Below are 12,410 nucleotides of genomic sequence, written 5' to 3' on the forward strand. Positions count from 1 at the left end.
CTTGAAGTGGTTTGGGTATAGAAGGGATAGATGATGAGCCCATGTTATAAATTCATGGCCATTCGATTACCTATATACCCATGTTACTTGGTAATGCAGGTTTCAGAGCTTGGGTAGGATACGAGTACAAGACATGATTTGTAATCCTTGTTTATCACCCTTCGGGCAAGGTTGACTTGCCTTAATTAATTCCCGATGAATTGATCATGGCGTATTTTCGCCTAACAGTCAGCACCGAGCGCAAGTAACAACCACAAATCACACGCTTTATCCCATCATCTTCCTCACTGTTTTGAATAACAGACGCTAGCCTATTATGTTTTAAACAAAAAAATAGCAAAATCATTCAGCAAAGCGGGTTAACTAGCATTTTATAGGCAAAATATTCGTTTGCAAATTGCTGAATATTCACCGCTGGATTTAACCTTACAACTGAATTTTCGTACCGGCGAAAATAATGACCGACACAGACTCGGAGTCCGCTGGAGGTTAAATAATACTACTTACTTAAAAGACATGTTTAACAGTATTAACCTAAAATACTCCATTAACTTGCATTTCATCCAGTTTGATAATAAGTAAGCTCAGGTGTTGCAACTAGAACATGTTTTTATGATGAAATACCCTTATCTAACCAACAAGTTACATTTAACCGGTTTTATTGATCATACCTTTAACCAGGACAACCCAAATGCGTTCCCTACTAACCCGATTGTTGCCGAAGCCCAATTAGGGTTTAACCTAATGGACAACTTATTTATGGTCGCCAAATATGGCTTTAATCAATACCGTAATCAGATTTGAACAACCTGGCTTTAGGGCTGCAATATAAAATGATTTGGTAAAAATAGTTAGGTTAACAATGGACTATTTTAAATTTTTTGTTAAAGATTTAAGGGCTAAGTTCGAACACTCCACTCTGATGCATTGTTTTATCAAGGCTATTTTGAGAACTCCCTGTGTTAGCTATGATAGTGTTTATATGCACACTTCATAAATGATATTTTTCTTTAATAAACCGTACAATTCCACTTTCTTCAATATAGATTGTATTGGCTACTTTTGTGATCAAGCGTTTATTTTCCAATGATTTATAGGCTGATTGGATTTGACTTCTATTAGGGGTTTTGACACCCAGTTTTTTATATAGTGTCATTGCTTCTTCATCATAGCGAGACAGTTTGTCTGCCACTCGAATAAGGACTCCCTGCTGTATTTTAGTTAATGCATCAACAGTGGGATCATATTGATTCTCCAACTGCATCATTTCATTAATGCTTTTGCATGCCTCCCTAAGACTTGTTTGGTTAAGCGCCAGATGCTGCACAAGACGATCAAACCAAAATGCAGATTGGTTTATTGCGTTGAAATATTTGATCAACTCACTGGTGCTAAAGTTCAGGTCGAAGTGTTTTTTTAGCATAGCGTTAATATGACTCACATAGTCGTCACTTAAATGAGGAAAAGCGACTTGATTTGCACTGCTGTAGAATGGCATATCCTTATTGTTAAACATCGCTTCAATTCCACGACGACTTGAACCTGTGTATAGCACTCCAATCGATTCATTTAGTTCATCGAGTATTGTTCTTAACATGTATTGTAAGGGTGTAAATTCTTTTGCCGTGATCAAATGCTGAATTTCATCGAACAATAAAATCACTCGATTATTTTCAGCCTCTTTCACTATTTGACGCAAAAGATTACCAAGAATAACCAGCTCATCATCGGTGGCGACAACCGGATCTAACTTGCCAAATTCCGCAGTTATTCCTAATGCTTTTACTTTTGTTATTTCCGCCTTTAAAACCGACTGTAATGCATTTTTTTTACCCAGTTGCTTAAGCGCCATTTGCAATTTATTAATCATTTCTTTTTGCGGAGCATTTTTGTTGCTCCACATAGATATATACACAGGGATGCAATTGGCTTTAACTAAGCTTGGGGTGAGATCTTTGAGTAAAAACATTGTTTTGCCAATTCGTCTTTGGCCTAAGTAAGCGAGTCGGTTAAATAATCCGCTGGTTAATTGTTGTGTGATGTTTTTTGCCAACTCAGGTCTATTGTAGTGCCATGATATTGCCATTTCTATTCATACCTATTCATTCATGATTAATTGCATTCACTATAACTTGATGAAAGCAACTTTTCAAGATGAATGGAGATGAATGGAGATGAGTGTTTAATAAAGATTTAAGTGGTCGTCAATGGAAGCACCTAGCTCAACCCTATGTTTGGTTCTGCAAATAGAGCGTGGGTCATATCAACAATTTTTTCTTTAGAAAGCTGGTAAGCCTTACCCATCAAAACCTAAACTATTTCAGTAATAGTTATTGTCAACTATCAAAAATATTTTACGTTTGGCGATTTTTATTTTCACAAATCAATCCAACCTGAGTCTTTAATATATCAAGTTTAATTTATACAGAGGTCGTTTAATACTCAATTAAATTGATAAAATAGCATCTTTGTTCGTAAAATTGTTGATGCAAAAAAAATGAAAAAACATAACGGAGAAAAAATGACTAATAGCGATAATGGAACACTAATTAGTGTAACCGAATTACAAATAAAAGCTTTACCTAAGTGACTGAGTGAAACTTTGAAGGGGTCTGATACATCAATTAAAGCTAATACCATATGTGACGTATTTAAGGATGACAATTATACATTTAAGTCAGCAAATAAAAGAACTATATCACCCGTTAAAGTAGGCATTACTTTGCCCAGATATAAATTTGATGGTGATGATTATAAAAATAATAATCGCCGTCCGCAAGGCATTGCCAAGTACGGTAAGTATATTATTAACAGTTGGTACTTTAGAAAAGGAAGATACAAGGATAATTGCAAATTAACCATCACCGATCCCATAAAGAATATATATTTTAACTTAGTGCTGGTTCAAGTTCCACAAGGTGAAGACACTGAATTTGAAAAAATTCAGTCCCATGGAGGAGGTTTAGCTGTTGTGGGTGATTATCTATATACCCAAGTCACTTCAAGATGTGAGGTTCAGGACTGCTGAGCAATTCATGATCTAGGCGCATCTTTGCATTAATGGTTACTCCCTTAAAAAAAGATGGAACAACGAGCATGATTTGCTCAGAAGTCCCTGTAAGGTTGATTTATAAATACTTTATGCAGCGTTATTGATTTTGAAAAGGGAATAACCATGTTCTTCAATCAATGCCTTGCCTAAAGCATTTCTAATTCCAACTGAATCCTGCATCTTGAAGTGGTTTGGGTATATATGGTTGATTCGTGGAAATTAGCAGACAAAAAACAAAGAGCGATCCGAGTTTTTGATCTTAGATTAATATTGGATCGCAGTGCATGTTCCTCATATATTAGTTCGGATCAGAGTTTTGTGAATGAATACACTTATATGTTGCCAGAAGTGGGCAGAATTTTGATTGATACACCTTTGAATGCTCCTCTATCCTATCTATCAACCACTGAGATCAATAACGTACCTTACTTTTTAACAGGTAATTTTTACTCTGAGAAAAAATCAAAGTACAGCCAAGGTGGTGAAGCCATGATTTGGCTGTTACCAATGAGTAACGTTAAAACTAGTGCGGATTTCGCATTTGTTGCGCCAGATGCAAGTTGCTATGAGATAAAACCCGTTTTTCCTTCGGGAGATGAGAAAGGAGATACAGTTACTCGGATCCAAGGAGCAGCGTTTGTTAATAATAACTTGCTGATAGTCAATCGATCATACTCGGATAAAACAAAACAACTGCAGGTGCTTCAGTACCAAAAGATGCCAACGTCGAGTGGTTTTGATGCGACTCAATTAAATGGATTTTTCAGCGGAACTGAATCTAATCCAAACTCTTATCAGCACAAAAACTGGTTGTACGGGTGTGAAGACCTTTGTATTGATAAAGGTATTTCACAGGAAAGCGAGATAAATTATTTATATACAGTAACGGAGTTTGCAGATCACCGTAACATCTATACGGCAAAACTGTCAGACATCATTAATCTGGTGACCTAAGTTGAACCTGTAAAACAAACGGTGTCATTATCAGTTTCATACCATGCCACTTGATTGATTAACAACCACAACCCAAAGGTTGTGGTTGTTAAGTCAATTCTGGAGGATTTATACTTAATGTGTATGCGCTTCACTTGAACCTTTTGGGTTTCTGATAGCATTCACCATTTCTTTGATATCTTCTGGTGTTTCAGCGGTGACTTTACGCACAGTAATCGCCACTCCAAAATTCACCAGCATGCCTATCAGACCTATTCCTTTTGGTGAGATACCAAATAACCAGTTTTCAGCCGAATCTAGGACTTATACTCATTACTGCTAGTTATCCTTATGTACTTTCATGTTTTTCAGGAACGCCAGATAACAGTTTCACTAAATGATGTTACGGCAGGGACATTGATAAAGATGATCCTGCCGTAACATAGAACCACTAAGGCATATCAGTAACCAATCTAAGTGGATTTACTTTCTAAGCTGCCTGTTTTGTTACTTTGACACTTCTCATTTTTACCCAAATGAAGTGCGTGATAAAATATACTACCGCTGATGCAAACGCTATCAAAGCAGCAAATATTGTTGGCAATACAGCACCAAAAACAAAGCTCATACTCATAATAAAGCCCAGTATAAACTCTGCTCTATACACTCTGAAAAATAGTGCAAAACACAGTATGCCTGGAAACAAAACCGATGAGACTTCAGAATAACCATATAAGAAACTTAACGAGAGTATTGCGCCATAGATGAGTGAAAGAACCAAACTGATAATCACTTGCTTAGTAAGTAATGGTCTACTTTCTTCAGGAGAATTTACAATGCGATTTTTAATGAGTTTAAGTAGGGCCCATGACAAAAAGGGCAATAATAAAGCTCCCCACCAATTAGATAGTTCGGGAAACTCAGGATTTTGTAGTAGGTAATGGCTTGGTACACCTTCGTTAAAGTATTGCCAGATGAGTAATGACCAAATCGATATTGTTACAAAGCTGACAAAATAGGTACTGATCCGTGATAGTTGTTCGCTGTTCATACAGGTATCTTCTTATTAATAGGTTAAATTTACTTGGTTAAGCAAATAGTATTCCAACAAGAGTAAAGTACTATTTACAAGGGCTGTGAAAGGTATTTTATAAAGCTATTGTTTGCAGTTAACCAATAAATAATTAAATTAACCATTTATTATAGATAATGGCGGATCTCTCAAATAGTGTTTAGCAAGTAAAATCAATAATACTGATAAATTACAGAAAAAAAGCAGCCATTGCGGCTGCTTTTAATTTTTATCTTTACTAAGCTACTTTAGGTGACACTAATTTTATCTAACTGTCTATGTTGAGTACTACGTAAGTTTCAGCTAAATATGCTTATTACGCATGCTGGCGACAATGCCAAATAAAGCTAGCGGCTTTAGTGCCAAAGCCAAGAGTCAATTTAACCAGATTTGATGATAAACATCCTTGTTTATCACCCTTCGGGCAAGGTTGACTTGCCTTAATTAATTCCCGATGAATTGATCATGGTGTATTTGCGCCTAACAGTCAGCACCGAGCGCAAGTAACAACCATGCTCAGTAAGCACTTAAAGCCTGCATCAGTCAAACAAACTGCGAGCAAACATAAAGGCATGACCTGGGCGCAACGGTTAAAGCGGGTATTTGGTATTGAGATCCAAACATGCGACCTGTGTGGTGGTGCAGTTAAGATCATTGCAAGTATTGAAGAACCTGTGGTGATCAAAAAATACTCGATCACCTCGATAAGCATCCATGCAAAATAGACCAAAAGCTGCCACCAAGTCGCGTATCACCACAATTTACCTTGTTGAACTTAATAAGCAAGTAAGAAGCACAAATCACACGCTTTATCCAAACACCTTCATCACTGTTTTGAATAACAGACGCTAGCCTATTGTGTTTTAAACAAAGAAGAACAAAATTAGTGATCAAAGTGGGAAAATTGGCATTTTATAGGCAAAATATCGTCAATAAATAGCCATGACAGTGGCATAAACAAACTAAAAGCTAAAATGCATACTTTAATTTTAGCCAAAAGGCCGTTTATTCTACTTATACTCTGGCGGGCTTTTAGCAACTTCAATGATAAAAGGGAATGGTGCGTGAGATCCCAAAGTTCATTTGTTTGCGTATAGTATAGGTAATGTAGTTGTGAGTGAGGCCTTAAAAGGGAAATCGCAACCTATAGAGCATTATTAGCCTCTCAAGCAGCGACAGTAGCAGGTGCTTATAACTTCGAACAGCCTGAAATATTGCATGATTATAATGTGGTACAGCAATTTCAAAGCTTACGAACCAATTGTACAGGTGGCAATAGTTCTGGTTTCAAAGTGGCATGGAGATGTCACCGCTATCCACCTGTTAAAGCAAACTCTTATACGACTAAAGTAGGTACATAATTTATAACCGTAGCCTATACAATGAATTATCTGTATTTATTTTAGGGAAGGTTATGCTTAAACATAGTGTTTATTGGGCGTTTATCGCGTTTATCGCGTTGATGTGGTTGGTTAGCCCTTTGGGCTTTGCAACACCTAACATGCCAAAAGTGGCGAATGATTTTGCGGCAAAGGTGGCCAAGTATAAGTATGTGGCATTGGGTGAGCAAAGCCACGGTGCAGCTAATGTATTTAGCTTTAAGCGAGAGGCCGTAAAAGCATTACATAAGAATTATAACTACAACGTGCTTGCACTTGAGAGTGGCTTATATGATGTAGATTGGCTGTATCGCGAATTTATTAAAAATGGCCAATCTATTGCGGGGAATGCTGCGGGTAATCTATTTTATATGTATGCAAATAGCGCAGAACTTAAACCTTTATTTCGCTATATTGAGCAATCACATCGCTCGGTACAACCGTTAAAGTTAGTGGGTTTTGACTCGCAACTGACTGGAGGAATTTCAAAACAATTTTTGGTAAAAGAATTACTGAGTCTTTTGCCACCTTTTAATGCCCAGTTTAACAAACAACAGTGGCAAGAAATAGCGGCTGTTTTGCAAAGTGTTATTGAAATCAACAGTAAAAAACCAAACAATACAGAGGCTTTTTTTACCTTATTTACACAGCTTGAAGCGCACGCGAAAGGCATTACTGCAAGGCCTGATTTTTGGCAGCGAATTTTAGTAGGGTTAAAAGCCCAAGCTAAAAGACAGTGGCAATTAGAAGATAGGCGTAGTCATGAAATGGGCAACAATTTAGTGTGGCAAGCGCAGCAGCACAAAACACAAAAAATGATTATTTGGGCACATATTTATCATTTGCAAAAAGAGCGTAATGATGGCTTTGGCAATGCCGGGAAAGTGATGTTTGATCACTACCCAAAAGAGTATCATGTAACGCATTTTACGGGTGCTCAGGGGCAGTTTGTTAACTTTATAAGTATGAAAATAGACCCTGTGGTTTCTCTTTCTAAGAATAGTGTTGAGTTTAAAGCCAATAAATTAGGCTGTGACATTTGTATTTTAGATGTCCCGACATTGTTAACTCAGCAACCTGATGACAAAGTATTGTTAATTGATTACGCCACATCAGCACCGCTCAAAACTATTGCTTATAAATGGGATACATTGATTCATTTTTCGAACGTAACGCCTTCTGTGCAGCAATAAACTGCCTAAGCTCACACTTAGAGTGCTGGGCCTTTATTGTTTACAATAAAGCCCAGATTTTATCAACTTATACTTATTTAATAACTTAATGCATTTACTCTTAGGTTGGCGTTGCCAACGTGACAAAGTGTTAAATAGCAAAGCAATAAAAATCAATTTCATAAAACATGAAACCTTACGTTTTTTTGCGTGCAAGCACCTACCTGTAATTATTAATTAAACTATCGTCATTTAAAATCATGTAATGCAGGTATTTTTAATTTTAGTCGGTTACTATACTCAAAAAAAATATGGTTTTGTTTTATGCTAAATTTTAATGATCCTATAGAATATTCCAACGTTGATGAACTTAAAGCTCGTTTTAGGTTAATGCAACTTCCATCCGCAACACTACAACGTAAAGCTGAGATTGCAAATAAATAATTAACTGCATTGATGGATGTAAAGACCATTAAGCTAATCTGGCATAACCTCTCTGAACTTCAGCAATTAGTTTTACAAGAAGCGGTGCATAATCAAAGTGGCCATTTGGACATGTTTGCGTTCAAAGTAAAGTACCAAAAATCTCACCCTAGTAATGGATATTGGAGTAAATATAATTCAAGAGGAGACGAACAAGATAAGATACTTTATATTTTTTTCTATCCTGTAGAGCGATATGGCCCTATGGTTTATAATCCGAGTGATCTAGTCCGCTTCCTAAAATCCCATATTCCATTACCACCTGAATTCTCGTTAAAAACAGTCAACAACATAGACAGTAAAGAGTTTTACATACAGGAAACTCAACAACACATTGAAGGGATGTTACATCACCAAGGAGATTTAGATTTAAAACCGTAATTAATTAACAGAAAACCTTTTTTTAGAAAAAAACACCGTATAACAACCTTGTAACATAGCTAGATAATAGAGATTGATGGGATACAGTTCAGCACTGCCCTATAAGAAATTTTTTATACCAAGGGCTATCATAAGCCGTCAAATTGATGAGGTAATAGGGGCGGAAATCCAGCAGGGCTAGAGGTAACAAATGATACTTCAGCTAAAAGCCGAATATATGGCTTTTAGCAATCTATTTCAACGATTTAAATTGTCTTGAAATCGGAGAGGGTCCATATATGGTATAAGTGTTGTACGTTTGGATCGTTTACTTATTAAAATTGTGTATTATGCAAAATCGTATTTTTTTTGTTTAGTTTAAAATATAATTATTAAAAGGCATACTTTGCAGAGAACTGTAAGCGATTCATATCACCATCTACACCATTTTCAACTTCACGTTGTGCATGTTTGAATTCGATACCAAAAGTCAGTTGTTTCTCAGGAGAATATAATAAATTAGCACTATAGCTCATGCTAAATTTAGTTGGATTACCTGTTAAATTGAGTAAAGTAGGCTTATTGTCAATATAGATAAAAGAATACATCATAGTTGATCTAAATTGATCATTCCAATGGTATTGATAAGCAGCAAATCCAGAAGTTGAATCGATTGTATCTATATTATCATCTGTTAAAACACCACTATGAGCGATATTTAAACCAACATAACGACCTAAACCCACACCTTGATTTAACATGAATTTTAAATTGTTTTTGCCCATATTTACTCGACCAGAAATACTGACACCATAAGCGCCTTCCTCTGCATCATAACTTTTTGTTTTATAGGTTAACTGTCTCACTAAACCGGCAATAGCAACGTGACCCCAATCTGCTTTATGGGTATATTTAACATTAAAATCAGGTAAACTAGCATCATCAGTTTCCACACGAGAGCCATTTATAGAGATTGTACTTTCAGGGTTTTCTACAGAAAAAGATAAAGCGCCAGAGGTATATCTAATTTGTGGTTGGCGAACAAATATTGTGCCTTCAGCTGGACCTACAAAATCTAAAGTTTCAGGTAATGCGCTCACATTTTGAAAGTTTGACCAAGCCTGACCAAATAACCAATCATCATAAGTCACAAAGGCTTGGCGAATTCTTGGTGCATAAGAGTTTGAAACTCGCTCATTACCGCCTGGAGATACTATAAAATCCAGCTCAATTTTAGTTTTAATAGGTTTACCGCTATCTAATTTAGTTAGTGTGGCTAAGCTGAAGCGTGATTGGCGTGCGTGCATATCAAAAACAGCATCAGGGCTATGTGTACCATCACCTACCGGAGTTGTACTTGGTACGTAAAAATCACGACCTAGGCCATCATAGATACTGCCATCCGAAAATGTGTCTGAATAGTCGCTCCAGATTGAATCTAGTTTGACATAACCACTATATCTTACTTCAGTATCTTCAAGGTTTACAGCATGTGCTGTTATATTTATAGCTGATAAAACAACCAATGCGGTGAGAGATTTCATTAATTTAATATTTTTCATTGTTGTATCCTATTTTAACAAATGCTACTTGTTGTTAATGTTAGGTTTACGTATGGCCGTATTTTGTTCAATTACCTTTTGGTCTATAAGACTAAGGTGTAATAATTAATGAATAGAAACTTAAATTTTGCTTTTATAAAAGAATAAGTGTTATTTAAATGTTAAACTTTACACGATGCTTTAAAATTATTACGTAGAAGCTAGACTTTAATTATAACTTAACAAATTGATTTTAATGAATAAATTAGAGGGTCATACTAAAGTCTAATATTTAAACTTTGGTAGCTGAGTAATTCTTGTAACAAGTAACAAGTAACAAGTAACAAGTAACAAGTAACAAGTACAAGTAACAAGTACAAGTAACAAGTACAAGTACAAGTACAAGTAAATAAATTAGGGAAATAGTTATGACACAGAGTATTTACCCAATACCGTCGTCAGTAAAAGCATCTGCAATTGTTAATGAAGCGCAATACTTGGCGCTTTATAAGTGGTCTCTTGAAGATCCTGAAGCCTTTTGGCAAGAGCAAGGTCAAAGACTTGATTGGTTTAAACCTTACACAAAAGCTAAAAACACGTCTTTTGATAAAGGTCATATTGATATTAAATGGTATCAAGATGGTCAGTTAAATGCTTCTTATAACTGTATTGACCGCCATTTAGAAACTAAAGCAGATAAAGTGGCACTTATTTGGGAAGGGGATAACCCTGAATCTGTCGCGTATATTACTTATCAAAAGCTACATGACGAAGTGTGTAAGCTAGCAAATGGATTAAGAAAATTAGGTGTTAAAAAAGGCGATTGTGTTGCCATATATATGCCAATGACACCACAAGCAATTTATGCAATGCAAGCATGTGCCCGCATCGGTGCTGTGCATTCAGTTGTATTTGGTGGATTTTCTCCTTCTGCCATTGCTGATCGCATTAATAATTCAAATGCCAAAGTGGTGATCACGTCAGATCAAGGTCGACGGGCAGGTAATGAAGTACCGCTTAAAGAAAATGTTGATGAGGCAGTATCACAAGAGTCTGTTACCTCTATTGAGCATGTAATCGTGCATCAATTAACGGGCGGTGAAGTTGATTGGCATGAAAAAGATGTTTGGTGGCATGATTTAGTTGCCGATGAAGCGGCAACTTGTGAGCCAGAAGTAATGGATGCTGAAGATCCATTATTTATTTTATATACCTCAGGTTCAACAGGGCAACCTAAAGGCGTAGTGCATACCACTGGTGGTTATTTAGTTTATACATCACTAACTCATGAATATGTATTTGACTTAAAAGAAGATGATGTCTTTTGGTGTAGTGCCGATGTCGGTTGGATCACCGGTCATAGTTATATTGCATATGGTCCATTGGCTAATGGCTGTACGCAAGTCTTATTTGAAGGCGTACCAACATACCCTACGGCAGGTCGTATGGGGGAAGTGGTCGATAAACATAAAGTCTCAATTTTATATACCGCACCTACAGCTATCCGTGCACTCATGGCTAAAGGCGATGAACCGACAGCGAGCTCGACTCGTGACAGTTTACGTATTTTAGGCTCTGTTGGTGAGCCAATTAATCCTGAGGCTTGGAGCTGGTACTATGAGCAAATAGGTAATAGTCAATGTCCCATTGTTGATACGTGGTGGCAAACAGAAACGGGTGGCATGATGATCACACCACTGCCTGGTGCGACAAAAATGAAACCAGGTTCAGCAACAAGGCCATTCTTTGGTATTGCGCCTGCTTTATTTGACGCAGAAGGCAATGTACTTGAAGGTGAAGCTGAAGGTAATTTAGTGATTTTAGATAGCTGGCCAGCACAAGCGCGTACAGTTTATGGTGATCATGAACGTTTTGAGCAAACTTATTTCTCAGCGTATCCTGGCGTTTACTTTACAGGTGATGGCTGTCGTCGTGATGAAGATGGTTATTACTGGATCACAGGTCGCGTTGATGATGTATTAAATGTATCAGGTCATCGCTTAGGCACGGCCGAAATTGAAAGCGCATTAGTGGCACATGAAGCGGTCGCAGAAGCAGCGGTTGTTGGTTACCCACATGAAATTAAAGGTCAAGGCATCTATGTTTATTTGACTCCTAATGATGGTGTGTCAATTACAGATGAGCTAACGAAAGCAGTCCGTAATCATGTGCGTAAAGAGCTAAGCCCAATTGCATCACCAGATATGATTCAATGGTCACCTGGACTACCTAAAACGCGATCAGGCAAGATTATGCGCCGTATATTACGTAAAATTGCAGCGAATGAGCATCAGCAGTTAGGTGATACATCAACACTAGCAGATCCGACTGTTGTTGAAGAGCTGATTGAAAATCGTCTTAATCGTTAATCGTTAATCGCTTGCTTAAGTGTTAACTTAATGAGTAATATAATGGCTG

The 12,410-nt window shown here is 36.9% G+C and carries 8 protein-coding genes and 2 pseudogenes; 6 read left to right on the forward strand and 4 right to left on the reverse strand.

Features of this window, described 5'->3' with window-relative positions; translation table 11 throughout:
• Nucleotides 1–991: 991 nt before the first annotated feature.
• The gene (locus CJF42_RS16770) at nt 992–2,086 is read right to left on the reverse strand and encodes an ATP-binding protein (protein ID WP_095367793.1); all 1,095 of its coding nucleotides are present in this window, start codon (nt 2,084–2,086) and stop codon (nt 992–994) included.
• Nucleotides 2,087–2,602: 516 nt separating this feature from the next.
• On the opposite strand from CJF42_RS16770, the gene CJF42_RS16775 reads away from it, so the two are divergent.
• Complete coding sequence (locus CJF42_RS16775) at nt 2,603–3,028, forward strand: hypothetical protein (protein WP_095367794.1); 426 nt, start codon at nt 2,603–2,605, stop codon at nt 3,026–3,028.
• Between the two features lie 225 nt (nt 3,029–3,253).
• Complete coding sequence (locus CJF42_RS16780) at nt 3,254–4,006, forward strand: hypothetical protein (protein WP_095367795.1); 753 nt, start codon at nt 3,254–3,256, stop codon at nt 4,004–4,006.
• Between the two features lie 114 nt (nt 4,007–4,120).
• Here the strand turns inward: CJF42_RS16780 and CJF42_RS28690 are convergent.
• Together CJF42_RS28690 and CJF42_RS16785 are read right to left on the reverse strand one after the other, a co-directional pair.
• Nucleotides 4,121–4,306 (reverse strand): annotated as a pseudogene (locus CJF42_RS28690) (cation acetate symporter); the annotation flags it as partial.
• A gap of 169 nt (nt 4,307–4,475) precedes the next feature.
• A complete protein-coding gene (locus CJF42_RS16785; RefSeq protein WP_095367796.1) occupies nt 4,476–5,036 on the reverse strand; it encodes a hypothetical protein in 561 nt (186 codons plus the stop codon).
• A gap of 590 nt (nt 5,037–5,626) precedes the next feature.
• On the opposite strand from CJF42_RS16785, the pseudogene CJF42_RS29555 reads away from it, so the two are divergent.
• The 3 genes and pseudogenes from CJF42_RS29555 to CJF42_RS16800 all read left to right on the forward strand — a co-directional run.
• Nucleotides 5,627–5,847, forward strand: a pseudogene (locus tag CJF42_RS29555) (hypothetical protein); the annotation flags it as partial.
• Nucleotides 5,848–6,471: 624 nt separating this feature from the next.
• Entirely contained in the window at nt 6,472–7,629 is a 1,158-nt protein-coding gene (locus CJF42_RS16795) for an erythromycin esterase family protein (RefSeq protein ID WP_095367798.1), read from the forward strand.
• 435 nt (nt 7,630–8,064) lie between these two features.
• Nucleotides 8,065–8,472, forward strand: coding sequence for a hypothetical protein (locus CJF42_RS16800; RefSeq protein ID WP_095367799.1), 408 nt, complete (start codon nt 8,065–8,067; stop codon nt 8,470–8,472).
• Between the two features lie 371 nt (nt 8,473–8,843).
• Here the strand turns inward: CJF42_RS16800 and CJF42_RS16805 are convergent, their stop codons facing one another.
• Entirely contained in the window at nt 8,844–10,013 is a 1,170-nt protein-coding gene (locus CJF42_RS16805) for a DcaP family trimeric outer membrane transporter (protein WP_095367800.1), read from the reverse strand.
• Nucleotides 10,014–10,420: 407 nt separating this feature from the next.
• Between CJF42_RS16805 and acs the strand changes: the two genes are divergently transcribed.
• Entirely contained in the window at nt 10,421–12,361 is a 1,941-nt protein-coding gene (gene acs, locus CJF42_RS16810; RefSeq protein ID WP_095367801.1) for an acetate--CoA ligase, read from the forward strand.
• Nucleotides 12,362–12,410: the final 49 nt, after the last annotated feature.

It is taken from the genome of Pseudoalteromonas sp. NBT06-2, from assembly GCF_002276045.1.
Taxonomy (GTDB): Bacteria; Pseudomonadota; Gammaproteobacteria; order Enterobacterales; family Alteromonadaceae; genus Pseudoalteromonas.

What these genes read in the sequence shown, in the direction of transcription:
- CJF42_RS16770 (WP_095367793.1), bottom strand. Translation starts at nt 2,086, where the DNA reads ATGGCAATATCATGGCACTACAATAGACCTGAGTTGGCAAAAAACATC.
- CJF42_RS16780 (WP_095367795.1), top strand. Translation starts at nt 3,254, where the DNA reads ATGGTTGATTCGTGGAAATTAGCAGACAAAAAACAAAGAGCGATCCGA.
- CJF42_RS16785 (WP_095367796.1), bottom strand. Translation starts at nt 5,036, where the DNA reads ATGAACAGCGAACAACTATCACGGATCAGTACCTATTTTGTCAGCTTT.
- CJF42_RS16795 (WP_095367798.1), top strand. Translation starts at nt 6,472, where the DNA reads ATGCTTAAACATAGTGTTTATTGGGCGTTTATCGCGTTTATCGCGTTG.
- CJF42_RS16800 (WP_095367799.1), top strand. Translation starts at nt 8,065, where the DNA reads ATGGATGTAAAGACCATTAAGCTAATCTGGCATAACCTCTCTGAACTT.
- CJF42_RS16805 (WP_095367800.1), bottom strand. Translation starts at nt 10,013, where the DNA reads ATGAAAAATATTAAATTAATGAAATCTCTCACCGCATTGGTTGTTTTA.
- acs (WP_095367801.1), top strand. Translation starts at nt 10,421, where the DNA reads ATGACACAGAGTATTTACCCAATACCGTCGTCAGTAAAAGCATCTGCA.